General features: G+C 60.7%; 26 protein-coding genes. 7 read left to right on the forward strand and 19 right to left on the reverse strand.

The window, feature by feature from the left end:
• The first annotated feature begins 119 nt into the window (after positions 1–119).
• Entirely contained in the window at positions 120–1,532 is a 1,413-nt protein-coding gene (locus tag HYPMC_RS14680) for a tetratricopeptide repeat-containing glycosyltransferase family protein (RefSeq protein WP_013948771.1), read from the forward strand.
• A 9-nt stretch (positions 1,533–1,541) separates the two neighbouring features.
• Here HYPMC_RS14680 and HYPMC_RS14685 read toward each other — a convergent pair whose 3' ends face one another.
• The 9 genes from HYPMC_RS14685 to HYPMC_RS14725 form a co-directional block, all read right to left on the reverse strand.
• The gene (locus HYPMC_RS14685; protein ID WP_013948772.1) at positions 1,542–2,318 is read right to left on the reverse strand and encodes a glycosyltransferase family 2 protein; all 777 of its coding nucleotides are present in this window, start codon (positions 2,316–2,318) and stop codon (positions 1,542–1,544) included.
• Positions 2,319–2,325: 7 nt separating this feature from the next.
• A complete protein-coding gene (locus HYPMC_RS14690) occupies positions 2,326–3,570 on the reverse strand; it encodes a class I SAM-dependent methyltransferase (protein WP_013948773.1) in 1,245 nt (414 codons plus the stop codon).
• A complete protein-coding gene (locus tag HYPMC_RS14695; protein ID WP_013948774.1) occupies positions 3,567–4,460 on the reverse strand; it encodes an NAD(P)-dependent oxidoreductase in 894 nt (297 codons plus the stop codon). The genes HYPMC_RS14690 and HYPMC_RS14695 overlap by 4 nt, the downstream gene beginning before the upstream one ends.
• Positions 4,461–4,547: 87 nt before the next feature.
• Positions 4,548–5,465 carry a LysR substrate-binding domain-containing protein gene (locus tag HYPMC_RS14700; RefSeq protein WP_013948775.1) on the reverse strand — a complete coding sequence of 306 codons (918 nt, stop codon included), beginning with the start codon at positions 5,463–5,465 and terminating at the stop codon, positions 4,548–4,550.
• A gap of 18 nt (positions 5,466–5,483) precedes the next feature.
• Entirely contained in the window at positions 5,484–6,578 is a 1,095-nt protein-coding gene (locus tag HYPMC_RS14705) for a YeiH family protein (protein WP_013948776.1), read from the reverse strand.
• Between the two features lie 176 nt (positions 6,579–6,754).
• Positions 6,755–7,765 carry a cation diffusion facilitator family transporter gene (locus tag HYPMC_RS14710; protein WP_013948778.1) on the reverse strand — a complete coding sequence of 337 codons (1,011 nt, stop codon included), beginning with the start codon at positions 7,763–7,765 and terminating at the stop codon, positions 6,755–6,757.
• A 131-nt stretch (positions 7,766–7,896) separates the two neighbouring features.
• Positions 7,897–9,306: a hypothetical protein gene (locus HYPMC_RS14715; RefSeq protein WP_013948779.1), complete on the reverse strand. Its 1,410-nt coding sequence runs from the start codon at positions 9,304–9,306 to the stop codon at positions 7,897–7,899.
• Positions 9,307–9,431: 125 nt separating this feature from the next.
• The gene (locus HYPMC_RS14720; RefSeq protein WP_013948780.1) at positions 9,432–10,337 is read right to left on the reverse strand and encodes a DUF1134 domain-containing protein; all 906 of its coding nucleotides are present in this window, start codon (positions 10,335–10,337) and stop codon (positions 9,432–9,434) included.
• 154 nt (positions 10,338–10,491) lie between these two features.
• Positions 10,492–11,373 (reverse strand): 3'(2'),5'-bisphosphate nucleotidase CysQ, encoded by an 882-nt coding sequence (locus tag HYPMC_RS14725; RefSeq protein WP_013948782.1) that lies wholly within the window; start codon positions 11,371–11,373, stop codon positions 10,492–10,494.
• Positions 11,374–11,622: 249 nt separating this feature from the next.
• Between HYPMC_RS14725 and HYPMC_RS14730 the strand changes: the two genes are divergently transcribed.
• Both HYPMC_RS14730 and HYPMC_RS14735 read left to right on the forward strand, forming a co-directional pair.
• A complete protein-coding gene (locus HYPMC_RS14730) occupies positions 11,623–12,273 on the forward strand; it encodes a histidine phosphotransferase family protein (RefSeq protein WP_029671082.1) in 651 nt (216 codons plus the stop codon).
• A 151-nt stretch (positions 12,274–12,424) separates the two neighbouring features.
• Positions 12,425–12,793 carry a response regulator gene (locus tag HYPMC_RS14735; protein ID WP_013948784.1) on the forward strand — a complete coding sequence of 123 codons (369 nt, stop codon included), beginning with the start codon at positions 12,425–12,427 and terminating at the stop codon, positions 12,791–12,793.
• Positions 12,794–12,833: 40 nt separating this feature from the next.
• Here the strand turns inward: HYPMC_RS14735 and HYPMC_RS14740 are convergent, their stop codons facing one another.
• Both HYPMC_RS14740 and HYPMC_RS14745 read right to left on the reverse strand, forming a co-directional pair.
• Complete coding sequence (locus HYPMC_RS14740) at positions 12,834–13,529, reverse strand: hypothetical protein (protein ID WP_157135448.1); 696 nt, start codon at positions 13,527–13,529, stop codon at positions 12,834–12,836.
• A gap of 183 nt (positions 13,530–13,712) precedes the next feature.
• Positions 13,713–14,006: a hypothetical protein gene (locus HYPMC_RS14745; protein ID WP_013948786.1), complete on the reverse strand. Its 294-nt coding sequence runs from the start codon at positions 14,004–14,006 to the stop codon at positions 13,713–13,715.
• Positions 14,007–14,292: 286 nt separating this feature from the next.
• Between HYPMC_RS14745 and HYPMC_RS14750 the strand changes: the two genes are divergently transcribed.
• A complete protein-coding gene (locus tag HYPMC_RS14750) occupies positions 14,293–14,577 on the forward strand; it encodes a hypothetical protein (protein ID WP_013948787.1) in 285 nt (94 codons plus the stop codon).
• A 231-nt stretch (positions 14,578–14,808) separates the two neighbouring features.
• Here HYPMC_RS14750 and HYPMC_RS14755 read toward each other — a convergent pair whose 3' ends face one another.
• From HYPMC_RS14755 to panB, 7 genes are all read right to left on the reverse strand, one after another.
• A complete protein-coding gene (locus HYPMC_RS14755; protein ID WP_013948788.1) occupies positions 14,809–15,024 on the reverse strand; it encodes a cold-shock protein in 216 nt (71 codons plus the stop codon).
• 241 nt (positions 15,025–15,265) lie between these two features.
• The gene (locus HYPMC_RS14760) at positions 15,266–16,108 is read right to left on the reverse strand and encodes a 23S rRNA (adenine(2030)-N(6))-methyltransferase RlmJ (protein ID WP_013948789.1); all 843 of its coding nucleotides are present in this window, start codon (positions 16,106–16,108) and stop codon (positions 15,266–15,268) included.
• A 25-nt stretch (positions 16,109–16,133) separates the two neighbouring features.
• On the reverse strand, positions 16,134–16,580 hold the full coding sequence (locus HYPMC_RS14765) for a DNA polymerase III subunit chi (protein ID WP_013948790.1): 447 nt from the start codon (positions 16,578–16,580) through the stop codon (positions 16,134–16,136).
• 245 nt (positions 16,581–16,825) lie between these two features.
• Positions 16,826–18,253, reverse strand: a complete 1,428-nt coding sequence (gene der, locus HYPMC_RS14770) for a ribosome biogenesis GTPase Der (RefSeq protein WP_244420897.1) — start codon at positions 18,251–18,253, stop codon at positions 16,826–16,828.
• A 60-nt stretch (positions 18,254–18,313) separates the two neighbouring features.
• Positions 18,314–19,639 (reverse strand): PQQ-binding-like beta-propeller repeat protein, encoded by a 1,326-nt coding sequence (locus HYPMC_RS14775; protein ID WP_013948792.1) that lies wholly within the window; start codon positions 19,637–19,639, stop codon positions 18,314–18,316.
• 50 nt (positions 19,640–19,689) lie between these two features.
• Entirely contained in the window at positions 19,690–20,538 is an 849-nt protein-coding gene (locus HYPMC_RS14780; RefSeq protein ID WP_013948793.1) for a tetratricopeptide repeat protein, read from the reverse strand.
• Between the two features lie 165 nt (positions 20,539–20,703).
• On the reverse strand, positions 20,704–21,585 hold the full coding sequence (gene panB, locus HYPMC_RS14785) for a 3-methyl-2-oxobutanoate hydroxymethyltransferase (protein WP_013948794.1): 882 nt from the start codon (positions 21,583–21,585) through the stop codon (positions 20,704–20,706).
• A 391-nt stretch (positions 21,586–21,976) separates the two neighbouring features.
• Here panB and HYPMC_RS14790 point away from each other — a divergent pair, with 391 nt between their 5' ends.
• The 3 genes from HYPMC_RS14790 (at position 21,977) to HYPMC_RS23310 (ending at position 25,650) form a co-directional block, all read left to right on the forward strand.
• A complete protein-coding gene (locus HYPMC_RS14790) occupies positions 21,977–23,674 on the forward strand; it encodes a L,D-transpeptidase family protein (protein ID WP_013948795.1) in 1,698 nt (565 codons plus the stop codon).
• 156 nt (positions 23,675–23,830) lie between these two features.
• The gene (locus HYPMC_RS14795) at positions 23,831–24,985 is read left to right on the forward strand and encodes an exo-alpha-sialidase (protein ID WP_244420898.1); all 1,155 of its coding nucleotides are present in this window, start codon (positions 23,831–23,833) and stop codon (positions 24,983–24,985) included.
• Complete coding sequence (locus HYPMC_RS23310) at positions 24,982–25,650, forward strand: hypothetical protein (protein WP_013948797.1); 669 nt, start codon at positions 24,982–24,984, stop codon at positions 25,648–25,650. Before HYPMC_RS14795 ends, HYPMC_RS23310 begins: the two co-directional genes overlap by 4 nt.
• Here the strand turns inward: HYPMC_RS23310 and HYPMC_RS14805 are convergent.
• Positions 25,608–26,201, reverse strand: a complete 594-nt coding sequence (locus tag HYPMC_RS14805) for an NnrU family protein (protein ID WP_013948798.1) — start codon at positions 26,199–26,201, stop codon at positions 25,608–25,610. The two genes, HYPMC_RS23310 and HYPMC_RS14805, sit on opposite strands and share 43 nt — an antisense overlap.
• Positions 26,202–26,276 lie beyond the last annotated feature (75 nt).

The raw sequence follows: 26,276 nt of genomic DNA on the forward strand, positions 1-26,276 counted from the left end.
CCCACGGAACCTTGGTCTCCATTGCCAGTCTCGCGCAGGGTTAAACCGCTAGGTGAAAGATTGGGCCGGTCCGCACCTGCGTCCGGCTTCTGATCGTTTGCGCCGTTTCGGAGATCTCGATGGCAATGAACCAACAGTGGCCCTCGCTTGCCGATCTTCCGGACGAGACTGAGATTGCATCCGAGGCGACGGCCGTCTTCGATCCGGAAACCGCTTCGGTGTCGGAGCTGTTGTTTGCTGGGTTGCGGATCGCCCGGTCGGGCGGCTTCGACGAAGCTGCGGAAATTTTCGCGAAAGCTATCCTCAAGGATCCAGAATCGGCCGAGGCCTACGAAGCGCTGGCGACGGTCCTCGTCCCGCTCGGCAAGATCGAGTTTGCCAGCCGTGCCAAGGCTAAGGCGATCAGCCTTGGCTATAATTCTGCCCAGTCGTGGGACATGCTCGGCGAAATGCTGGTGAGCCTTCGCAAGTTCGACGATGCGGCGGACGCCTTTAAGACTGCGCTCGAGCTCGAGCCGACATCAACGGAATTGGAATACAAGCTTGAAGCGGCGCGGGTTCGCGGGTTGCGGTCGAAGGCTTTGGGAACCGCTTCCCACTCGAAGGCCGAGGCGGATATTTTCGGATCCGAGTTCCTGAGCGCCGATCCTGTTCCGCCTGCGTGGCAATCGGTCAGCATTGTCACCATCGCTCCCGCGGGCAACCCGCACTCGGCCGCATTCGATGATCTTGTGCTGGGTTTCGAAAGCGCGCTTCGCGCTTTGGGCGTTTCAGTGAGCCGACGGATCAATTCGTTCGCTGAGACCGGCATCAACATTCTGTTCGGCGCCCATCTGCTCGCTTCGCAAGATGAGGCCGACAGCGTTCCGGCGAACACCGTCGTCGTCAATCTCGAACAGGTGACGGGTTTCGACGTTAAAAGACGGCCCGCCTATTTCAGCCTTCTGAAGCGGCTGGCCATCTGGGATTATAGCGTCCGCAATATCGTTGAACTTCGGCGTCTGACGCAGAACCCGCTGATCCGCCATTTCAGCGTCGGATATGTTCCGGAGATGACGCGCCGCATTCCGTCATTTGAACAGCCGGTCGACGTCCTGTTCTACGGCAGCACCAATCCACGCCGCATCGCAGTTCTGCAGGGGCTCGCGAAGGCCGGGCTCAACGTCAAGCATATGTTCAGCGTGTACGGCAGCGAGCGCGATCAGGCGATTGCGGAAGCAAAGGTCGTCCTCAACGTGCACTTCTATGAGGACAGCATTCACGAGATCGTCCGCACGTCATATCTGCTTGCCAACAGCAAGGCCGTCGTCTCCGAGTGCGGGCCGAACACGGAAATCGACGAAGACGTCCGACATTCGATGTTCGCCGTGCCTTATGAAGATCTCGTGCAGGCTTGCGTTATGCTCGTGCGCGACGAGTCGCGGCGGCGCGAGTTGGAGCGTCAGGCTTTTGCGACGTTCGTCCGGCGCGATCAGGTAAAAATTCTGCGCGACACCATCGCAGCCACGGTGCTTCCGGAACCGGTTGCCTGAAATGAGGCGTCAGGCCGCGCTGCGTAGCGCGGCACTGAGCGGCGCGAGCTTGGCCCAACGGCCGTCAAGCTCAGCGATATCGGCTTGGTGCTGAGCACCAAAACCATTCTTCACATCGAATGAATCGCGCTTCGTCGAGATCTGCAGCTTGCGCGCCTTGAAGGCGTTCGACCAAGGACTGAAGCCGTACCAGCGGATCGAGGCCAGGTCGCGACTGCCGTTGCATTGACGCGGCAGGTGCGAACTGTGCCGACCCGGCGTGTAGGCGCCGATGGCATAGCGATGATAAAGCCTGCTGCGTGTCGGAAATGTGAGTCCGGGAATGGCGAGGCGCTTGAAGTCCATCTCGTCTTCCCAGATACCCGTCGCCTTCTGATCGACCAGCGGCTTATCGGGGTCCGGAGGATTATCGGGATCGGTATCGACCATGACGGCGCCCGGCAGGCGTGCGCCGACAAGATCGTGCTGCAGCATCAGGCGTTCCATTTTCGCGAGCCCGGGCGCCACGAAAAATTCCGTGGTGTTGAGCGCAAGCTTCCAGGCGTCGGGAAAACGTTGCTCGTGCTTCATGACCTCGAAATCGCAAAGAAGCGCGGCGAACGTCGCGTTTTCCGAGGAAACGATTTCCCAATGCGGCACGAGCTCACGACAGATTTCGACGGAAGCGTCCGTCGAATGATAGTCGATCAGCACGCCATGATCGAAGATTTCGCGGTGATGACGAAGCCACCACGGCAGCAGATAGGCCTCATTGAAGAAGTGCGAAATGACGACCCTTTGTGCCATTGCGGCGCTATCCGATTTCCGTGAGCGTGGGGAAGTAAATGATAAATTTCGGTGTCGTGGAGCCGCTGACGTTGCGAATTTTCCGCATCAATTCGTCGGCGAAGTTCCAGGCCCCGATGAGGAACGTCGTATCGGTCGCCATCGCGCCTGCGTTCTGCAACGGCTCGATCGGCCGGGAGGTTCCGGGAATTGTAAGCCCGACTTTCAGCGCGGCTTCATCGAGATAGACATCGGGCTCGATGCCGGCGGCGCGAATGAAGGTCAAAGCTTTCGCGGCAACGCCGACCAGTGCGATCTTGCGAACGGACGCGCGATGGCGTGCGACGGCTTCGGCGGCCGATTGCATTGCACCTTTCGCGCCGTCGGCGAACTTTGCATAGGCGGCATCAGCCTCGGCGAGCGTGAGTTCGGGCAGAAGGAACGGCGGCGTCGGAGATGGCCACATCACACTGAATGGCGCGCTTTCTTCGAACGCGAACGGCGCTGCATCCTCATCCACGCGGCGCAGGAATGACAGCAGGCTTGTGCCGTGAACGGACGTCAGCCGTGACGCCTCAACTCGCAGGCCGCTCTTTTCCGCAAGCCGCGCCATCGACGCGACCGTGTAGAACGAATAATGCTCGTGATAGACGGTGTCGAACTCACCGTTGGCGATCATCATTGCTTGACTGGTCTGAATGATCGCGACGCCACCCGGCGCGAGACACTCGCGCACGCCCTTCATGAAGGTCGACGGATCGGGCGTGTGCGCGGCGACGTTCATCGCTATGATGACGTCAAATAGCCCTTCGGGCCTCGCTGCCGGAAAGAAACCGGTAACGACCTTTCGTCCCGCAGCGATCGCAACCTTGTTGAGATTTTCCGCTGGGTCGACGCCAATGGCTTCAAAACCGCGGGATTCCAGAATGCCGAGCAGGCTGCCGTCGTTCGACGCGATGTCGAGCACGCGTGCACCCGGTTTGCAGGCACGCCGCAGGGTGTCAGAGAACCACTCGAAATAGGCCTTAAGCGTTCCACTCGTCCCGCTGGCGTAGAGATAGTGCTTAAAGAGCTTGGCGGGATCGACGAAATACGTCAGCTGGCCGTGCGTGCATGACGGGCAGTTCGCAAATCCGAGCGGAAATGCCTCGTAGGCGTCGCCGGGCTTTTCGAGAAGCAGATTCGCCGGTGGCTGCACGTCGAGATCGAGTAATGGCGTGACATCGCTTCCGCAGACGATGCAGGAGCGTTGGGGTTCGCAGATTGCACTCATGATGCCACTTGCAGCTCGGGCCGGAATTGTTCACGGAAACGCGCGCAGCGCTCTGCGATGGTCATCGGACGGGGGGCGCCGCACAGGGATTGAATGTGTGCGCAGTTCATCTGGAAAGAATACGTCACGGAGTTGCCGTTATCGACAACGGGCACGCCATGGAACGCGGCGATTTGCTCGGCCAGATCGCCGATGCCGATATTGAGCGAGCCGGTATTCAGGATCGGCGGCAGGGTGTCTGACAGCTCGATCAGGCGCAGAACGTAGTGCGCGAGGTCCTCCAGGAAGAGGATGTTGCGATAAGACTGGCGGTTGCGGACCTGCACGAAACCATCGCGCATGGCCGCGAGGTTCATGGCGTTAAAGATCAATTCGCCGCGCAAATAAGGGCTCGTACCGCAAACCGTGCCAAGACGAAGACCGGTGATGGCGTTGGCGAAGCAGCGGGCGAGCGCATCCATCGAGATCTTGGAGCAATCATAGGGATTGACCGGATCGAGACGCGTCTCAGTTTCATCGAGCGGGGATGGCGGCGTGCCGTCCTCGGCCTGCATCACGGAATAAACGCTTGCGGTGCTTGCATAGATCAGCCGGGCGTTGAGCTGCTTGCGGCGGGCGAAATGGAGCAGATCGAGACAGTTGTTTGCAAGTGCGCCATCCGGATCACGCAAAGACATCGGCACGCTCGAATGACCTGCGAACCAAAGTATCACGCCGAAGTCAGCGAGATCGGCGATCGTCAGTTCCTGATAGCGGCAGCGCATGGCGTTGCGGACACCGACAAGGCGGTCGACGTTCTGATCACAGACAGAGACGTCGTGGCCGGCATTCGTCAGCGCAGAGAGGAGGAACGACCCCACATAGCCATGCCCCACGAGAAGAATTTTCATGGCCGCTCCCTACTGCCCGCCAAGCCTAGCAGTCCGATCTGTTTCTGCTTCGGCTTGCGCGTGGCTTGTGAGCCGGAACTGCCTCTCTCACACTGCTTTTTCGCGGCGGCGGACGGGTGGCCTGCCTGTCGCTCCCATGAGTTCCAGAAGCGCCAGCTCGGCTTGGCTCGCGTAGCGCTCCTTGTGATGCAGAATGTAGAACGAGCGCTGAGGAAGCGGGAATTCGAGCGCCACGAGCTTACCCGCGAGCAGCCCAGCCTCGGCGACCAGGTTTGAGATTGCGGTGGCACCGACGCCCGCCTCGACGGCAGCGCACACGGCTTCGTTCGACGGCAGCTCAAGGACGACATTGAGATCCGCTGTCTCAACACCATGATCCTTGAGCGAGGTCTCGAATTCGCCGCGGGTGCCCGATCCTTGCTCGCGCATCACCCAGGTCATGGCTTTGATGTCGGCGACTTCGAGCGTTTCCTTGCCAGCCAGCGGATGGTTCGGCGCGACGACGATGACGAGCCGGTCCCCCTCGACCGTCCGGACCGAAAGATGCGGATCGTCGATCGTTCCTTCGATAAAGCCGATGTCGGCGATGCCATCGTGCGTCGCAATGGCCACTTGCTGGGTATTACCCGCCTTGAGCTTCAGCTGAATTTCGGGATAACGCCGGTTGAAGATCGCGAGGAACGGCGGTAGCCAATAATTTACGATGGTCTGGCTGGCATAGATCGACAGCGAGCCGCGCTTCAATCCGGCGAGGTCGGCAAGCGCCTTTTCCGCAGTTGCAGCGCGCGCAAGGACGCCGCGAGCCTCGACGAGGAAGACGCGGCCGGCATCGGTCAATTCAATACGGCGGCCGATGCGGTCGAACAGCTTTACAGCGTAACGTTCTTCAAGGGCCGCAATGGCGGAACTGGCCGCCGACTGCGTGATGTTGATCTCGTGGGCGGCCTGCGTCACGTGCTGCTTTTCGGCGACGGCGACGAAAATGCGAAGTTGTTCAAGCGTCATGTCATCCTCGCGTTCTTCTCAAACGATTACCTTGATCAAGCCCAAGCTGAAGCCGGCGATGAAGAGCGATGAAGCTGCACCGAGCAACAGCGGACGCAGTCCCTTGGCCTTGAGCTTCATGATGTCGGTTTCGAGCCCCATGGCGGCGAGCGACACGGAGAGCAGGAATGTCGTCACGGGCACGATGACGTGCTTTACGTCCGGAGGGATTACGACGAGGCTGTTCAAGCCGACGAGTGCGATGAAGCCGACGAGGAACCAGGGCATCGGCGCCTTGCCGGAGACGTTCGCCGCGCCGTGACGATGGTGCGACTGGCGACGTGCCGCCATCAATCCGAGCGTGATGACGACAGGAGCCAGCAACATCACGCGACTGAGCTTGGCGATCGTGCCGTATTCGCCCGATGCCTGACCGTCCTGAAACGATGCAGCGACGACCTGCGCGATCTCGTGGATCGATGCACCGGCCCAGAGACCGAAAGCCTGCGGATCAAGATGGAAGATTGCCGGGAACAGCGGATACGTGAACATGGCAATCGAGCCGAAGATGGTCACGCACGCCACGGCATAGGCGACGTCTTCGTCGTGTCCTTTCGTCACCGTGTTGGTGGCGATGACGGCGGATGCGCCGCAGATCGACGTCCCGGCGGCGATAAGCTGCGTCAGCTTGCGGTCAACGCCCATCATGTGACCCAGCCAGGTTGTAAAGGCAAAGGTGGCAACGAGGGTCGCGACGATGACGGCAAATCCGATCGGTCCGACTTCGACGATCTGTTGTGCGGTCAGCTGGAATCCCAGCAGGATGATGGCGAAGCGCAGGATGCGGCGGAGCGAGAACGTAACGCCTTCTTTGGCGCGGCGCGGGGTGCCGACTATATTGTGGAATGCGATGCCGATGATGATCGAAAGGATCATCGGGCTGAATGTGCCGATGCCGGGGAGTTCGCGGAGACCGTATGCGAGGGCTGCGATCGTCGCCGTGAGAAAAAGACCGGGCCATACCCCCTGTGTGTAAGCCGCGTGAAATGCCGGCTTCTTTCGAGGATGCCGGTTTTCTATCGAGGGAGCTTCTGTTGAAGCGACGGTAACGTCAGCTTGCATGGCGGGCGGCATAATTTTCTCCTTCCGAAATCTGCCGCAGCATGGCGTTCTCCTTTACGCCATTCCAACGCAAAGCCCCTCTGATTTCAATCGATTTTATTTATTGATCGGTCGGCAATATATCGCTTCGCCCACTAAAAATAAGGGGGCGATTCGATCATTGAGCAATTTTAGGTTGTAATTAGCTCTTAATGGCCGTGGGGCATCGGTTCGAGTGCTGGCGCGCAGCCATGCTCCAGACCGCAAGGTGCATCGGCGCTGACCTCAAACTGCAGCGTCGAATGGCGGATTTCGAATTCGTCGTGCAGCATCTTGGCGGCCGTCGCGATGAAGGCGTCACCTGGATGTCCCCCGGGCATGACCAAGTGGCAGGTGAGCGCAGTTTCCGTGGTGCTCATCGGCCAGATGTGCAGGTCGTGAATGCTCACGACGCCCGGCAGCGCGGCGAGACGAGCCTGCACTTTTCCGGGATCGATATTCACCGGAACGCCGTGCATCGCGAGGCGAATGGAATCGCGCAGCAGGCCCCATGTGCCCCAAACGATGATGCCGCCGACGACGAGACTGACCAGCGGGTCGAGCCAATCCCACCCGGTAAGCAGCAGCGCGATGCCAACCAGGACGACGCCGAACGAAACGGCAGCGTCGGCAACCATGTGCAGATAAGCGCCGCGGATATTCACATCGCGCTCGCGGCCGGACATGAACAGCCACGCTGTAAAGCCGTTGATCAGAATGCCGATCGACGCGACGATGATCATGGTGCTGCCGACGACGGGCGCCGGTTCGATCAGACGCTGAACTGCCTCGAGCGCGATAGCGCCGACCGCAACAAGCAGGAGCACGGCGTTGGCGAGCGCGGCAAGGATGGTCGAAGAGCCGAAGCCGTAGGTGAAGTTGAAGGTCGCGCGGCGCTTGACGAGAATGCTTGCGCCCCAAGCCATCAGCAGTCCGAGCACGTCTCCCAGGTTATGGCCGGCATCGGCGACGAGCGCCATCGAGTTCGCCATGAAGCCTGCGATGGCTTCAACAACGACGAACGCGACGTTCAACGCCGTTCCCAGCGCGAATGCGGGCCCGAAATCCTTCGGCGCGTGGCTGTGACCAAGCCCACCGTGGCTGTGGCCATCATGACTATGACCCGCGTGGTCATGACCGCTGTGGTCGTGATCACCGTGCGCAGCGTGTGGCGTTGTCATGGTCTACCGCTCAGTCGAAATTCAAGCCTGGGAGGAGAACGTCATCCCCATCGTTGAAATGGGGTTTATAGACGGTGCCGCAATCCGGCGGCACTGGGCAATCGAATAGCGGCTATGCCGCTCCGCGGCGACTAGCCCTTATCGACGCCGCTGATGCGCTCAAGCAGGCGGGGCCGGCGGGGCGATGCGCCCTGCACACCCTGGGCGGGTTCCGCATCACTTGCGGGAAGTGGCGGCGGTCCGTCGAGATCCGCTTTCGGGACGTCCCCAGCGCCGTTTGAGGGCACCTTGAGGGCGCGTATCGGCGATGATCCCTGGCGCGGCTCACGGGCGCTTTCGCTGGCAGCCGAGCCCTCGGTATCGTTGGCGGCGAGCTTCGGCGGTCGGGGCGCCGAAATGCGTTCGGCAAGCGATGGCCGAGGAAGCTCGGGCGGCGTCGCCGGGGCGCCATTTTCTCCGGCCGGGCCGACGCGCCGCATCTCTTCATGGAAGCGGATGGCTTGCCGCGACAGGCGCTCCTGCCCGGCGGCAATTTCGGCGCGAAGCTCGGTGATGACCTGGCGCTGGTGGTCGATCTCGGCTTGCAGGGCGCCCATATCCGCCTTCTGGGCGAAGTCGGCCGGCGGGTGCTCGCGATCCTCGTAGGCCTGCAGCATGGCTTTCAATTTGGCGATCTCGGTGGACTTCGCGTCGCTTGCGACCTGAATATCGGCGATGCGGTCTTCGAGGGCCATGCGCTCCGCGTCGTCGCCATCGAGGCCCGATTTGATCCCGTTGAGCTCGGCTTCGGTTTTCGCCAGGGCCAGCATCAGGCGCTTGATCTCGGCGCTCTGCTCGCTGTTCGACGCCATTTTCCCGGCGGCCTGCAGGCGCTCGATCATGGCGGCCTGTTCACGGCTTTTTTCGCGCAAAGCCTCAAGCTCGGTGCGCAGGGCGACATTGGCGTCAGCGGCTGCGCCTTTCACGCTGTCGCGATTGCGAACGGCGCGGGTATCAAGCGTGGTGCGCAACTGCGCGATTTCGCGCTCGCGCTGCTTGTTGAGCTGGGATGCTTCTTCGAGAGCGGCCGCCTGCTTGGCACCGGTGGCTGCCAACGTCTTGATCTCGCGGTCGCGGGTCGCGAGCAGCTTGCGCGTCTCGGACAGGCGCTGCTCGACTTTCGGAAGGCGATCGAGAATCGCCTGCTCCAGCACACGGCGGGCGTTCTCGTGCTCCTCGACGCTCATTTTCTGATCGGCGATGGCTTCGGAAAGCTCCTGGATCTTGGCGTCGCGGCGATTGACCTCGACGCGCTGGCGGGCTGCCATCAGCCCAGCATCCTCCAGCTTCGACTCCAGGCGATGGACCTCCATCGCGAAATCGGCACGCAGGCGATCCTTGTCGGCGCGAATTTCTTCTTCGGTGAGGGGAAGCGTCCGCTTCAGGGCTTCGGCCGTAAAGCGCTCGATGCGCCGCCGGTAGGCCGGCAACAGGACAACGACAATCAGGGCCGCGACGAGAAAGCCCAACGTGACGAGCATCGCGGCATACAGATTGATCACGGATACTCGTCCTGAAATGAATAACTTCGCGGCCCCCGCCGCTCCAAACGTCCCTTAAGCGACAGAGAAACCCGGTTTTCTGCCTCCCTGCAATATTTTACTCGTGCCGCGTGCATTGCTTGCAATCAGAACGGGTTCCAAGTTGGATTTCTTGTATACTTCAAATAGCCGATATTCGCACCGAGTCGCAGCCCCACACCGGCCCGAATCGGCGCCAGTGTGACATGTCCGGCTTTCTGAAGTTGCACGCTTACACCGCCGACGAGATAAGCTGAGCCTTCGACGCCGCCAAAACGCTCGTAAATGTCGGACGGATCGCGAAGGTTGTAGACGAGCGTCATGACCTTGGAGCCGTCACCGCCGAAATCGTAGCCGACCGACGGACCCTGCCAGTAAACTTTGAAGTTTCCGGCGTCCTTGGTGTAAAGCATACCTTCGCCGTACGCCAAGCCGCCGATGAACGCCCCGCCCGCATCCGAGCCGAGGATGTAGCCATTCGGCCGCCCCGCCTTCTGGAACGTCCATTCGATGGCCGACGCCAGACCGCCACTGATGGAGCCAAAGAATTTATTGCCGGCGTGGATGATTTCGTCTTGCGAGTATGAATCGCGCGGCGGCCCGTCTCCGGGAGGCGGCCCCGAATTGTAGTCGCGACTTGCGCTCGGCGGCGGCGTATAGGGCGCACCATAACCACCGGGATCGCTGTCCGGACCGCGCGCGCCGTTATAGGGCGACGGTTGATAAGCCCCGCCTGAAGGGCTTGGCGGGGGAGCCTGATAGTTGCTCTGGTTGTTCCCTTGATAGCCATTATCGGGCTGATAGGCATCGCTGCCGCCTTGGCCGGAATAACCCTGGCCCGAATAACCTTGGCCTGAATAAGAGTCCTCAGGCGGCCGATAAGCATCGTCGACGGCATTGGCGCCCGAACCGCCGAACGCCAGACAAGCTAGCAACGCCAGACCCGGCACGCAGTTGCGAGCCCGAAAAACGGCAGGTGCTATTCGCGAGATTCCCTCGAAGCCGAAACGCATCGGCGAGTTCCCTCTTCTCATTGCGTTCGAGATTGAACTGCGCCCCAAGCCATCTACGCGCGAACGCGCAGGCCACCCATGACCGAGGGCCACTCGAATCCTAGGATACAGAATCGCGAGTATTCGTTGCTAAAGTATGGCTAATTCGCGTTGTCTATGCGCCTACGGAGGGCAATTCTGCAACGGCTCCGCGCCACAGGGGCTGGCGTGCCCAGGCGACGAAATGGGGGTTACGGAACGCGCGATCATAATGGCCGTAGGTCAGCGGTGCGCCGTCAAGCGTCGTGACCGAACCACCAGCGGCTTCGAGGATCGCCTGCCCGGCTGCCGTATCCCACTCACAGGTTTCGCCGAAGCGCGCATAAAGATCGCCCTCGCCGGCCGCGATCAGGCAGAACTTCATCGACGACCCGATCGGCTTGGCATCGTGCACTTTGAGCAGCGCCAACAGACCCGAGCTTGCCGCCCCCGCGCCGCGGCTGTTGAAGGCCACGAGTGCATTGGGATCGGGCTTTCGCGTTGTGAGCCGCTTGAAACGCAAGGCCGCGAACGGCACGTCGCCTGCGATCGGCATGTGGGCTTCGTACGCGCCGTCTGGGCGCGTCACAAACAGACGCTCGGACGGCGGCAGGTAGATCAAGCCAAACTTGGTTCTGCCGTCTTCGACGTAGCCGACATTGATCGAGAACTCGGGCTTGCGGCGAATGAAGAGGCGTGTTCCGTCGAGCGCATCCACGAGAAAGAAACGCCTGGCGTAATGGCAGACCTTGCCCGCGGCGATTTCTTCTTCCGCCACGACCGGCACGTCGGGTGCAATGCGCGCGAGCGCGGCAAGAATGATTGCTTCCGCCTCTTTGTCGGCGACGGTGACAGGCGTGCGGTCGGCTTTCTGCTCGAAACTGACGCCATTGTTGAAGTGCGCCATCTCAAGGCGCCCGGCTTCTCGAACCGCAGGAAGCAATGCCGCGATGAGAGCGTCGTAGTCTTTGACGTCGATCGGCACCATCGCGCGCTTCAAAACCTCAACCCGAATCATTTTGCGCGAGAGATGCTCGCGCCATCAATGCGATTATCGCGCCGCGGCTCAAACCGTGGCGCGCAAGACTCATGTCTTCCATGAAAAACGGAGGTCAATGACCCCACCGGCTACAAGACTTGGCAACCGTTGTACGGCGCATGTATCAGAGCATAGGGCATTGTCGCAAGCGGCCACGTTGTATTCGCGTCGCGCTGTCGCGCTTAAACTGCCGCAACGTAGCGACACAATGATCACGACGAAGGACTAATGATGGACCAGCGCGTTCCGCCGACCGATCTTGAACTTGCAGCGCTGATTTCTAGCAAAATATGCCACGATATCATCAATCCGGTCGGTGCGATCGTCAACGGTTTGGAAATCCTTGACGAGGACGACGATCAGCAGGCGAAAAGCTATGCGATGACCGTGATCCGTAACGTGACGGAGCAAGCCTCCGCCCGGCTCGAATTCGCACGCTTCGCTTTTGGCGCCGCTGGCTCGGCAGGTAGCGTCATTGATTTGACGACGGCCGAGAAAATTTCTCGTGGGTTTGTGGGCATCACCCAAGGGAAACACAAGCTGACGTGGCGCGGCGCGCCTGGTCTGGTTCCCAAAGACAAGGTCAAGCTTCTTCTCAATCTCATTGCTTCGGCCGTCACGGCATTGCCGCGCGGCGGCGAGATCGACGTGTCGATCGGCGGCTCGTTCGAGCAGCCAACATTTCTCATTCGCTGTAAGGGCACCGGCGCGCGGCCGCCTCAGTACCTGACGGATTTCGTCGCCGGCAATCCGCTGGCGCTCGATGCCATCACCATCCAGGCCTACTACACGTGGCGAATCGCTCCGACCGCCGGGATGAAGCTCGAAATCCTGAAGGACGGCGCCGACATTTTGCTGGTTGCAAAACCCGCAAGCTGAGAGCGGCCCGATGTTCAGCTGGGTGACCGGATTCTGCCATACGTCTTAAGAGGCCCTTAACAGTTTAGAGGCATCTTTTGACGCATTCGTTTGAGTTTCCGGTTGCCCTGCTGCCGGTTGGGCAACGCCTCGCTTACGAGAAGCTCTTTACATGCAGCATTGCTTCGTCATCGACGATTCCGAAATTATCAGGAAATACACGCGCCTCATTTTCGAAAGCCTCGGCTTCCGCGTCAGCGAAGCCGATAGCGCCATCGCAGCGATGGAGCGGCTTAGATCGGAAACGCCGGATTATATTTTGCTCGACTGGCGGATGCCGGAGACCAACAGCATCGAACTGCTCGAAAAGATTCGAGCGCTGCCGCGCAGCGCGCGTCCGTACATTATCTACATGGTCACCGAAAATGATCCGTTCGAAATTCAGCGCGCGATTTCGCGTGGAGCAGATACGTTCCTGCTGAAGCCGTACAACCGGCAAATTATCGAAATAAAGCTGCAAGAAATTCGCGCCGCAGCTTGATCCGCCACGGCGCGCTATCTGGTCGGTACAGTGGCTGCGCTTACTGCGCGGCGTCGCCGTCTGCCGGCGCTTCCGGCGTCGGATAGCCCTCGCCCCCACTCGTCTCCTTGACCGGCGCGACGTCGTCAGACTTGTGCGTCGTGTGCTTTGTCTCAGCGAGAGAGCCCGTCTCGACTGGCGATGTCGCGGAGGCCTCTTTGCTCCCGGCGGGCTTCTTCATTTTGCGAAAAATGAGCGACTTGGGATCAGGCACAGTCTGAGCAGCCGCCGTCTTGTGAACCGGAGCGGCTTCGGTGTGTACCGCAGCTTCCTTCACGGCCTTCTTCTTGTCGTGCTTTTCTTCCGACGCGGTTTCGTCGTTCTTCGCGGGCGCGACGTCTTCGGCTGACGTTTTCTCAGCGCCAGGAAGCTTCGAGCCGCCCCAGCAAACGGTGGCTTCTGCGGTGCAGGTGTGCTCGTCGAACACGATGAAGTTGAGGAACAGCTCGCAAGACACGCTCTTCTTGCCGGTGTGATAGTCCTTCACACCCTTCTCCGCCATTTTGTCGGAGATCAGTTTGTCGAGAAGGCTCTTAGCGTCGTTCGTCGGGCCATCCTTGCCGTAGTCATTCACCGAGAAGCCGTAGCGCTTGCATTCCGCGTTCGCAGACGCGGCGGAGGCAACGGCGATGGTTGCGGCCAAGCCAAATGCGGCAAAGATTTTGCCCGAGAAGCGCATAACGAAGTTCTCCCTCATAGCCCACCCTGGGATCATGCTGCCTTTATATTGACAGCACAATGGCGGCACCAGGGCGAGTGGCGCATCGGCATCAGTTGACAGGATTCTGGCACTAAGCCGCGAAAGCCACAGATATGCGAAAGGCCGCGATACCGCGGCCCCTGGCTTGCAACCTTCCCAAACCGACAACCGTCAGGGTTTTTAGTGCATATACGGTGAGTTACCGCCGTAAAGGCTGCCAACGCCCGAGTCGAAGAAGAAGCTGTTATCGAAAGGACCTGAGGGCGTCTGATCGCGGAAGTCCGGCGGTCCGGGAGGCGCGCTTTTTGGCTTGCGCGGCCCACCGTACGTGTTCACCGACTCGGACTTGTCGTACGAGTACCCGCCCTTCTTGCGGCGGATCGAGTAGTTGTCCTCGGGGTCGGCAAAGGCCGGCGCGACCAACCCGATGAGGCATACGCCCGCGATCAAGGCTGAAATCAATCTCGACATCATGGTTTGGCCTTTCCGCCGCCGTTCACGTGGTCATCCTATATAGCGCAAAGTTACGAATATTTATCATTGCGCTGCCTCAAGAAAAGTTTTCCGGCCTTATTTCGGTACCGTATGTCACTTCTCGAACACGCATCCCCTGATACGCCGTGATGAACGCTGGCCAAGGACGTCCTGTCGCAGGTCTTATGATACGATTCCCTGTGTGGGAACCCATCTGGGTGCGCAGCTTATCGATGCGGTAAACGCACGGCTCGCCGTTGTCCCACTTAGCTCGTGGAGACCTCACATGGAATATCTTCCGTTGCTTATCCAGCTCATCAGTGGTGCCGTCGGCGGCAACGTCGCCGGCAGCCTGATGAAAAATATCAGCCTCGGGACGCTCGGTAATTCCATTGCCGGGATCGTCGGCGGCGGCATCGGCGGCCAGATTCTCGAGCAGGTCTTTCATACGGCCGTGGCGGGCGGCGCGCTCGATCCCGTCTCAATCGTCACGCAAATCCTTGGCGGCGGCGTGGGTGGTGGCGTCCTGATGGCGATCGTCGGGGCTCTCCGCGGCGCCGTCGCGAAGTAACGCTTCGACCCATCTTCACATGCAGAAGCTCGCCAGGCGAAGCCCGGCGAGCTTTTTGTTATCTATCGCTTTTTATCGAGGAACGCTGCGGATCAGCCGCAAGCCGAATTGTTTTTGCTTGTTCTGGCGCCGCGGGGAATGCGACGTGGAACGATCGACAGATGCAGGCACGACTCTTTCTAACGCCGCAACCGAAGGCCGCAGCGTGCGCAAGCTCGGCCTCGTAGAACGTCAGCCTGCGCGTTGCAGATCGACGGCTTTTGGTCCCTTGCCGCGTTTATCGGGTTCGGTCTCGAACGAAATTCGCATTCCCTCGTTGAGCTCGCCGATTCCCGATCGCTCGACAGCGGTGACGTGAACGAACACGTCGTTGCCACCGGCATCCGGCTTGATGAAGCCGTAGCCCTTCTGGGAATTGTAGAACTTTACGGTACCTGTCTGGCGCATGCATCGTCTCCTGGCAGCCCGGCCGACGAGTGAAGCAAAATAGCTTCGCATCGACAGCCGTGGCGGACTGCGGAGCCGGAAAATTCCAAGCGCCTCCCTACCGGATCGCACAAACACGCTTCCGGTCACGTCGAACGCGTCGGGAGCTCCCGTGCCGTGGCCCGCCTTAGCGTGCGGCAATTTATCCTGTAAATGTGCGCTTCTTGCAAGGCGAAATGCTGCAGAGCAACGACGAGACTCATTATTGAACGCTGGCTTGCAACGCGAAACGACTGCCGGGGCCTTCTGCGAGATGCTCTTCGAGCCATGGCAGCAGCGTCTCAAGCTCGGCCTTCAAGACGAAAGGCGGATTGAGAACGAGCATTCCGGTTGCCGTCAACCCGAGGCCAGGAAACGGCTTTGCCACCCAGAGCCGTGCATCGAGATATTCCAGTCCGGGCTTTGAGGTTGTGAGGGCGACGAACCGATCGGCGGCCGCTTCATCCTTCAGCGGATACCAGATGAGATAGGTCCCAGTCGCGAAACGCGTCAGCGCTTCGTCGATGGCTGTCGAGAGATCTGCAAATTCGTTCCGGTCTTCGAATGGCGGATCGATCAGCACGACGCCGCGACGCTCCTTCGGCGGCAGCAGTGATTTCACCGCATGCCGGGCGTCGATGTTCAGCACGGTCGTCGATTTAGCGCGGCGGAATTCCTGCTTGAGCCGCTGAAATTCAACGTCTGCAAGCTCGTTGACGACCAGAACATCTTCATCGCGCATCAGGTGGCGCGCGATCAGCGGGCTGCCGGGATAGTGTTTGAGACCGACGCCGTTCACGGCGCGCACGGCATCGAGATAAGGCTCCAGAAGCCCGGCGACGTCCGTTGGCATCTCGGCGTCGAAGATGCGGGCAATACCGTCCTGCCATTCGGCCGTCTTCGCCGCTTCGTCGCCTTCGAGATCGTAGAGCCCAGCGCCTGCGTGCGTGTCGATGACGCGAAAGGGCTTCGGCTTTTGCTTCATGTACGTCACGACGCGCGCCAGAATGACGTGCTTCAAGACATCAGCGAAATTTCCGGCGTGATAATCGTGATGGTAATTCATGCTGAGGGATCGTTTCTGCGAAGGCTCACGCCTTCTGCTCCCATCGCCCGCTTTGCGACTGCTGCCAATAGGTGACAGCGCAACCCGCTGCTTTCGCTGCTTTCCACTGACTGCGCGCCAGGGCGACGGCGTCCGCATCATTTCCGTCGAAGACGTAGACGAAGCGTTCCGCGCCCGCAAATTCGCGCGCCTCGGCGCCATCGACAAGAAAACGAACGCCCGCGCCGTTGGGCGTCTCGTCGGTCGTCGTCAGATAGACGGGCTGATCGCCGGAATGGCCGATGCGTGCGGTGCCGTGGGGCAGGAAGCTGTCGTCGGTGTAGGTCCAAAGCATATGGTCGATAGCTTCCAGGCGCTCTTCGTTTCCAACTTGGACGACGGCACGCCAACCGCGCGCCAGAGTCTTCTCCAGAAGGCTCGGCAGCACACGATCAAGCGGCTGATGTTCGAGGTGGTAGAAAAAAACGTCCATACGTCTCGGATGGCGCAGGCAACGGCGAAAAGCAAGACGCTCGCGCCACCTCTTGACGTCGGCGCAAGGTACCCTATCTAACCCCGTCCGGAGCGGCGCCAGTTTTAATCGGCTGACGCCCGTGCGGGCGGGGAGCGTGGCGGTTCGAGAGCATTCTCGCTGCTGTTTGCTCCCCTCCCGCTGCGACTTTCCTCGTTTCTCGCCCAGGCGCGCGGCCACTCATAAGCGCAGCGCCACTCTGCCAATCATTTTTTCGAGTACGGGTTCTCGCCTTTGCGAAGGCTGAAGCGGATCGGCACGCCCGGTAGATCGAACGTGTCGCGCAGCGAATTCGTCAAATACTTCACATAGGACTGCGGCAGCGCTTCGGCGCGCTGCGAGAAGGCAACGAACGTTGGCGGCCGCGTCGAGGGCTGCGTGACATAGCGGATCTTGATGCGCTTGCCGTGCACGGCAGGCGGCGAGTGGCGGCTCAAAGCTTCGTTGAGCCAGCGGTTCAGTTGCGGCGTCGATACGCGGCGGTTCCAGGTCGCGTAAATCTTGGAGATTGCCGTCATGAGCTGGTCGAGCCCGCTCTCGGAGCGCGCCGAAATGGCGACGAAAGGCACGTCGGGAACCTGCGCCAAGCTTTCGGCAACGGTCTTTTTCAGTTCACGCAGCGTTTTCTGCTTTTCTTCGACGAGGTCCCACTTGTTGACTGCGACGACGAGGGCGCGGCCCTCTTCCGTCACGCGATGGCCGATGGTGAGATCCTGATGCTCGAACGGACGTTCGGCGTCGATCAGAAGCACAACGACTTCGGCGAAGCGGATGGCGCGGACGGCGTCGCTGGCGGAGAGCTTTTCGGCGGTCTCCGTAATTTTCGCCTTACGGCGAAGCCCGGCCGTATCGAACAGCCGGATCTTCTGCCCCTTCCATTCGAAATCGGTCGAGACGCTGTCGCGCGTCAGGCCCGGCTCGGGTCCGGTGATCATGCGTTCTTCGCCGAGCAGCGCGTTGACGAGCGTCGACTTGCCGGCATTCGGACGCCCGACAATCGCAACGCGGATCGGCTTGACGACTGCCGGGCGCTCTATCGGCTTTTCTTCCTCGGCGTCATCACCCTTGCGCCGTTTCTTCGTCGTCGGCGCGGACTTCAAGCCCAGCGCGGCCAACATGTCCTCGGCGAGATCGCCGATGCCTTCGCCGTGCTCGGCTGAAATCGCGATCGGCGCCCCGAGGCCGAGCGAGAAAGCATCGAGCACGCCGTCGGTGCCTTTGTTGCCTTCGGCCTTGTTCGCGACAAGCACGACGGGCTTGCCGGACTGCCGCGCGATGCGGGCGAAGCCGGTGTCGGCCGACGTGACGCCAGCGCGGGCATCGATGACGAAGAGCACGAGATCGGCTTCCGAGATCGCCTGTTCCGATTGCTTGCGCATGCGATCAGCGATGGAGCCGCGCTGCGCCTCCTCAAGGCCTGCGGTATCGACCAGGCGGACGTCAACGCCAAACAGGTTGGCGATACCTTCACGACGGTCGCGCGTCAGCCCCGGTAAATCGGAGACGAGCGCGGCACGCGTCGCGGTCAGGCGGTTGAACAGGGTCGATTTGCCGACGTTCGGACGGCCGACAATTGCGACAACAGGCATTTCTGGGGACGACGACAAAAGAGAAACCGGGGCTGCTGGGGACATGGGAAGAACGCCTGCGCGGGGGTACCGCGGCAAGGCGAACATGCCCTCCTAACCCAATTCTCAGTTGAGAGCGATGAGTTTTGCGGAGTCGGTCAAAACGTACATGTGACCCTGGGCGACGATGGGGGGAATATAAACCTTATCGCCGATTTGCATCGTACCCCCAACCTTGCCGGTCATCGGATCGACGCTGACCACCTCGCCCGTGCTCGACACCAGGAAGAGCGTATTGGCGGCCAGAACGGGACCGGCATAGTTTTTCGCGGCCGGAAGCTGGGTGAGCCAGCGGGTCTTGCCGTCGGACTTCTGCAGCGCCATCAGGCGGCCGCCGGTATCGACGACGTACACGGTGTCTCCCGCCACGCACGGCGGCTCAGAGCCGGGAATGCTCAACGACCAGACCCGATCACCGGACTTCGCCTGCGTTGCCACCATGCGGCCTGCGTGACCGATCGCATAGACGACGCCGTCGTCGATTGCAGGGCGCGCGACATCGCTCATCGAGGCGATTTGCGAGGTCTGGCGCGTGCGGGCCAAATTTTCCGTCCAGACGGTCGAGCCGTCGGACAGCTTGAACGCCATGATGTCACCGGACGGATAGGGAACCACGACAACATCGCCGTCTACCGCGGGACTTGTCGACGTCATGAGGCTGGCGCTCTGCGGCAGGCCACGTGCCGCCCAAAGTTCGGAGCCGTCGATGCCGCTCAAGCAGTAAAAGCGCCCGTCGATGGTGATGACGTAAAGCCGGTCACCGGCTGCGGTCGGTGCAGCGCGCACCGGCACGTCGAGGTTTTTCGTCCAGATCGCCTTGCCCGTGCCGGGATCGAGCGCGGATACAACGCCGTAGCCGTTGGCGACGTACAGGCGGCCGTTATCAGCGGCAAGACCGCCGCCATAACCGCCGAGGCCGACAGTGGTCTCAGGCTTGGTCGAAACGGTGAAAACGCTGCTGCCCGTCAGGGTGAAGGCGGCGACGTTGGCGGCGGCATCGAGCGTATAGATACGATCTCCGAAGACGATCGGACTGGCGGTGACGCGGCCGGTCTTCGACGATCCTTCACCGGCACTGGCGCTCCAGAGCTGATGCAGCGAGCCGGTCAGGGCCAAATTGCCGGGGGCGTTGTTGGCGTCGCCGCCCGGTTGCGACCAGGATTGGTTCATACGCGGCGACGGCAGCGAGATGGGCTTGTTGGCCTCCGCCAGATTGGACCCAATGCTTTCCGTCGTTTCCACGATCGGGATCCGGCGTCCGGGCAGCGGCGTCTGCTTGGTCTTGAACGGATTGAGTTCGCTGATCTTGGGAAGCGTCGGCCCGTCGCTGGCGCAGCCGGCGAGCAAAACGGCGGCAGCGACCGCCAAAAGCGACGCGGCGCCGAAGCGCATTTGCCTTCCCCCTGATCTCAACCCCAATCTCCCTCAAACCGCTTCGCGGCTTATTTCTTATCGGTTCCCGCAGCCTCTCCCGTCTTGGGCTGCGCCTCCGTCGTCGTGGCCGGCTCGGCCGGTTTGACCGGCGCCGCCGAAGCGGCAGGAGCTGGCGTTGCCGGTGCCGTGGCTTCTGGCGCCAAAATCCCTGGTACCGGAGCAGCCGTTGCTGCAGGTGCCGGGTTTTTCGCTGCGACCTCAGCCGCCGCTATCTCTCCCATGATGATCTTAACGCGTTCCTGCAGGTCGGCAGATGCATTCGGATCGATCAGAAGCGGCTCCAGATACTTTCGTGCCTCGTCGTATTTCTTGGCCTTGTAAGCGGCAATTCCAAGGAATTCGCGCGCCGTATTGGCGAAGGGTTCGCCATCGCCCATAAGAGGTGTCAGGCGATTCTGGATTTCGGTATAGTCGGCATCGGCCATCCGCAGTGATGCCGCCTGCAGTTCTGCAAAGCTTTTCAACAGACGATCCGCACCCGGCTGCTTGGCGAGCGCGTCATAAGTTGCAATGGCGTCTGAGGTTTTGCCTTCCTTCACCTCGGCGCCGGCCAAGCGCAATTTTGCGAGCGCTGCATAACCGGCCGGACCGCCGTCAGCGATCGCCTGGAAGGCCTTGTCGGCTTCGTCTTTCTTCTTGTCGTCGCTCAGCGTTTCGGCGGCGGCGAACTTAGCGCCTGCGGCCTCTTCCGACGCAACGCGGTGCGTTTGCCAATACTGGAAGCCGGCAACGCCAAGCACGATCAGTGCTGCAGCACCGAGGATCAGGCCGCCGTAACGCTTCCAAATTTTCTCCATCTGCTCGCGGCGAATTTCTTCTTTGATTTCGCGAAACAGACTGTCGTCGTTCTCGGCCATTAAACCATTAACCTCATTCAGTCCGAAACTCGGAACGCGGGGTTTCCCACGGCCACGCCGGTTCGGGGGCATAGATAACCGAGCAAGCGCTCCGGGCAAGCCCTGACCGCAAGTTTCCTGAGCGTTTCGCGCCGCAATCCTCGCCTGAATTTAGGCCAGAAGCCGCTAAGTGCTCGTCGTCTTCGGCTTTTTCGTGGCTCGCACCGGCGAGACCGACGCCTCCATTTCGGGGGATTTCAAGGCGTAGGTGTGCTCGGGGGCCGGAAACGTCCGGGCGCGGACCTCATCGGCGTAGGACGCAATGGCGCCGTCGATCGCGGAGGCTATGGCCCCGAACTTCTTCACGAACTTCGGCACGTTTGGAGACAATCCGAGCATATCTTCCATGACAAGGATCTGCCCATCGCAGCCGGCGGAGGCGCCGATACCGATGGTCGGGATCGGGATTGCCTTGGTAATGCGCTCGGCGAGAGGGGCGGTCATGGCTTCAAGGACGACGGCGAAGGCCCCGGCTTCCGCAACCAGGCGGGCATCTTCCTCGATGGCGTCCCATTGATCGACCGTCCGGCCTTGGGTCTTGAAGCCCCCCAGCACGTTCACGGACTGCGGCGTCAAGCCGATGTGCGCCATCACCGGGATGCCGCGATCGACAAGATAGCGGATCGTTTCCGCCATGCGGCGGCCGCCTTCGAGCTTCACGGCGCCGCAGTCGGTCTCTTTCATGACGCGGGCAGCGTTACGGAACGCGACCTGGGGGCTTTCCTCGTAGGTCGCGAAGGGCATGTCGACGACGACAAGGGCTTTTTTCGAACCGCGCACGACAGCCTGGCCGTGCATGATCATCAGCTCAAGGGGAACCGGCACCGTCGTCTCGAAGCCGTGCATGACCATGCCGAGACTGTCGCCGACGAGCAGAAAATCGCAGTGGTTGTCGGCGATGGCCGCCGTGTGCGCGTGATAGGAGGTTAGCGCCACAATCGGGTCGCCGCCTTTGCGGCCTGCAATATCCGGCGCCATGAGCCGCCGACGCTTGATGTGAATAGACATTTCACTCCATCGGCCCGAGGCCGTTCAGGCGCTCTCAAGTCGAGCGATCAGCCGTCATCATGTGGGGTTTGCACGCTTCAACGTCACCCCAGATCAGCTAAACAGAGTTTACGAAACCCCAGGCTTTCTGGCCAGTGCCCACAGGGGCGACGAAGAACCGGTGGCATGGTAAATTTTTCCACGTCCCGTCCACAAGTATTTCTGTAAAGCCCGCGAAAGCGTTGAATTGGCGCAACATCGCGAATGTCGAATGCTCCGCCTGAGCGGTAGTTCGTTGCGCGCTCTGACTGGCGTCTGTTAGCCAATCATCAGCGCCAAAATCGGGGGCCAGTTTCCGGCCTGATCATGTCGCTGCGACGGGTTTCGTTAGTTTTAACGTCGGGGTGGTTGCGTGCGTCGTGCAGAGAATGTCAGCGGCAGAATATCTCCGGCGTTGCGTTCGATCGCGGTTTATGCGGTCGCAGCTGCGATGGCAGCCTACCCGCTCGCAGCCGACGCGAAGTCAAAAACCGGTCTTCTGAGACTTCAATCGCAGGCCGCCGCTTCGGCAGCCGCGCAGTCGAAATCACCGCTTCTCATTGTCGTTTCCATCAAGAAGCAACGCCTTCGCGTGTACGACATGAATGGCGAAATCGCATCGTCGAAAATTTCGTCGGGCAAGCCGGGCCACGATACGCCGACGGGCGTGTTTTCGATCCTTGAAAAGAACGTCTATCACGTCAGCAATATCTATTCCGGCGCGTCGATGCCTTATCAGGAGCGCATCACGTGGTCGGGCATCGCGTTACACGCCGGCGATCTGCCGGGCTACCGCGCGTCCCACGGGTGTATCCGGCTGCCCTATAGTTTTGCACGCAAACTCTTCGGCTTGACCAAAATCGGCAATCGCGTGGTCGTCTCGTATGACGATCCCGATCCGATTGCCTTCGACAGTCCGAAACTGTTCAAGCCGCTGCCGCTCGACGACGCGACGGCGATGCAGGGCGGCCTGGCGAAACCGCAGCTTATCGCGGTGAATGACCGGCCTGATGATCATTCGGCAGCGGGTGCCGGCGTGCGGTTGATCGGCATTTCTCCGGCGCTGCTGCGCGCCGTTGCGGACATGCCCAAGGATCTGCAGCGGCGGCCGACGACACGGGCCGAAGCCGATCAGATCATGCAGGAAAAGCTCGATCGCGCGCGGGCGGCCGTCAAGACCGCGGAAGCGGCGCTTACGTCCGCAGACGAAAAAGCCCAGCAGACCGCGAAAGACTTCACGGACGTGAACCAGAAATTCGAAACCGCGCGACGTTCGATTGAACCATTAAGAGCGGCCGTCAAATCGGCAGAAGCCCAGCAGACGACGGCGATGAAGGCATTCGAGGCCTACATGGCGGACGCGGCGGATAACAGCAAGTCCGCGTCTGCTGGCGAAAATGCCGACATGGACCGGGAGAGCGATCTCGAAGACGCCCTGCTCGACGCCACGATCGAAGCCGATAAGGCGCGGGCCGATGCTGCGGCGAACGAACTAAGTTTTGCCGGCGTGCAAGGTGCCTATTCGTCATCGCAGAGTGCGCGCGATGGTGCAGCAGATGCTTTGCGCGATGCGCAGTCGGATCTGACGTCGGCGAAGGCGGCGCTGACAGACGTCAACAAGGAAATGCGGCTGCGTTCGAAGCCCGTCGCGGTGCTCATCAGCCTGCGCGCTCAAAGGATCTATGTGCGTCAGGGCTTCGAGCCCTTGCTCGAAGCGCCGATCGAGGTTGCTCCGCTCAAGCATAAGGTCGGAACACACGTGTTTACGGCCATGAACTACGGCACCGATCCGAATACGTTCGATTGGCGTCTCGTCAGCGCGCAAACACCCTCGCCCGGCCAGGCATTCGAAGAGGGTAAGAAAAAGCGCCGCCGGACCGCACTGGCGCAGGGGCGCGAGCTTGACGTCCAAATGGCGAACGAGGCGCTGAATGCGTTCACAATTCCGGACGATATTCGGCAGACAATCTCGGAGCTGGCGCGGCCGGGCTCGTCGCTGATCGTGTCGGACCGCGAGCTTCCGCTCCACGAAAATGGGAGCGGCACTGAATTTGTCGTGCTGACCCGTTAGCCACACTTGCACGGTACTTTTTTTCAGTTGCGCCGGAACAGCCACTCTTGCGACGTTCCACCTGCTACTTGAAGCGGGACGGCGTGGCGATCAACCGAAGCCACGCACAATCGGCGGTGACCAAATTTGCTTTTAGATCGCGGAACGCGCGCCCTCGTGGGCTGGGCCATACTGCTGTGCTCGGCAGCGTTCATGGTTCTGCTGTTTCAGAAGATGAGGCCAAGCTCGGAGCCGTGGACCTTTGCCATCTCTGTTCCTGAGCAACCCGTCCGAGGACCGCTCGATCTGAGCAGCGAAATCGTAACGCCGAAGGGTGAGAGCGAATTCGTACATGGCGCCTCGGCGGTCGCGATGCCAAATGGCGGCTTGCAGGCGTTCTGGTATCGCGCGCCTTACGAGGGCGCCAACGATGCCGAACTCGTGTCAGCGCGTTTCGACGGAAAGGAATGGTCGCCGACGCATGTCGTGACGACGAGCGCACGCGTCAGCCACGACTTGGCAATCACGATCAAGTCGCTGGCCAACCCTGTGCCATTTCGCCGTTCCGACAAAGAAATCTGGCTGTTCTTCGCAACGTCGCGTCTCAGCGGCTGGGCGACTTGCGAAATCGGATTGATACGCTCCTTCGACAACGGCGCGACGTGGGGACCGGCTGAAAGCCTCTATGCGACGCCGTTCTTCAACATGTCTCACCTGACGAAATCGACGCCGTTCCTGTTTTCGGATGGACGCATTGGCCTACCCGTCTACCAGGAGATGAACCAGAAATTCCCTGTTCTGCTCGTTCTCGATGCGGATGGCCACGTCATCGACCGGCGACGCATGGGAAAGGCCGGCAAGGTCGGTTACCAACCGATGATCGTGGCCACCGGACCATCGACAGCCATCGCATTCGTTCGTCCGCTGAAGAGCCGCAGACCGCGGGAAATTCTCATCACCCGGACGACCGACGGCGGCCAGACATGGACGCCGGTCGAGCCCACAAACCTTCCCAACCCCGGCGGCCCGATCTCGGCAATCCGGTATGATGCAACGCATATCCTGATGGCGTTCAACGACGATGCGAAGATGGAGAGAAACATTACGCTGGCGCTTGCCGATCTCGATGGAAAGACGTTCCGCCGGAGCGGCGTCATTGCTCGCATGGATACGGATAGGCAAGACCACATCGTTGCCTATCCGTTTCTGATCCAGTCCGGACCGGGGCAATTCGACGTGATGTATTCGCGCCCGATAAAGACGATCAACCATGTGCGCGTGTCGAGCACCTGGATCGAACACGGCTTGCAGCAGGACACGGCGCAGCAATGACCCACACGCTGAACATGCTGCTGAACAGCACCAATGCAGCGCTCATCCTCTTTACCGTTGGGGCTGCGCTTGCCGCCGCGGTCACGAAATCACCGCCCCTCCGTTTGGGTGCCGGACTTGCTGTCGTCGCGGCAAGTTTATGCGTTTCGGCCGGGCCGCGTCCGCTTTTCGCGTGGATGGTTTCCGCGATCGAGCGGCCATCGTTTCCTGGCTTCGTGCTGCTTGCCGTGCTCGCGATTTCGGCAGTGACCGGCAGGCGGGTTGCAACGTCAGCGGAATATCGCTTTGCGACACTGATGCTGGCGCTGGCAGGCATCGCGCTCTATCCCGGCGCAACGGGCTTTTTGAATGCGGACCCGTATGTCCTCGGCTACAGCGGCTATCTGTTGCCGACGGCGGTCGCGATTGTGATCGCGTATGCGCTATGGCGCGGATATTTCATCACCGCCTTGGCGCTGAACGTCGGAATTGCGGGGTTCCTGCTCGAGGCTGGCGCAAGCAGGAATCTCTGGGACTACATCGTCGATCCGGTCGCCTGGATCATCGGCTGCGGAACCTGGATTGCGCTTGTGGTCGGCTTTCTCGCCAAGCGCATTATACCAGCGAAAGTCTTTGCGCCGGTTCAGCCAAGCTCGGGCATCGGCGAGACGCCGATCAGCCATTGATGGCCGCCCAAGAGTAGCGCTGCATAAAGTCCGACACCGATGACGACGACGAGCACGTCGTTCAATGCGCTTGTGGGCTGTGCCGTACCGAGCGGGCCCGTCGCGCAGCGCTTCTTCACCGAGATCCGGTCGTAAACCGCGAACGCGAGAAACGATCCGAAGATCAGAAGCGCTGCGAGATCGCCGTTCGCCAAAAGATGCGCCAGCGCCCAGATCTTAATGGCGATCAGCATCGGGTGCCGCGTCATCGTGCGGATGCGTGAGGGAATGAGTGAGGCGACGAGCAGGATCATCGCGGGCAGCATCAATCCAACGGCGATGTGGCGCGTCCAAACCGGCGGATACCACAAGATCGGGTTCTTGCCGGGGTGAAGCTGCAGCTTGTGAAAGCCGAGGACGATGACGATCAGTCCGGCCAGCGACAGCAACGAGAACAGGATTTTGTAAGTCGTCTCGCCGAGGCGTTCCTTCAGTCCGTCGCGAAGTTCGGGTGATGTGGGCAGCAGATGAATGCCGAGAAATAAAATCAAACCAACGATCAGCACCATCATGGCATAGGCCCTCCCCTGGAAATTGCTCGCCCCGATAGCATCATAAATGGGCCGCGGCCAGCCGGGCTCAAGGCC

Source organism: Hyphomicrobium sp. MC1 (assembly GCF_000253295.1).
Lineage (GTDB): Bacteria > Pseudomonadota > Alphaproteobacteria > Rhizobiales > Hyphomicrobiaceae > Hyphomicrobium_B.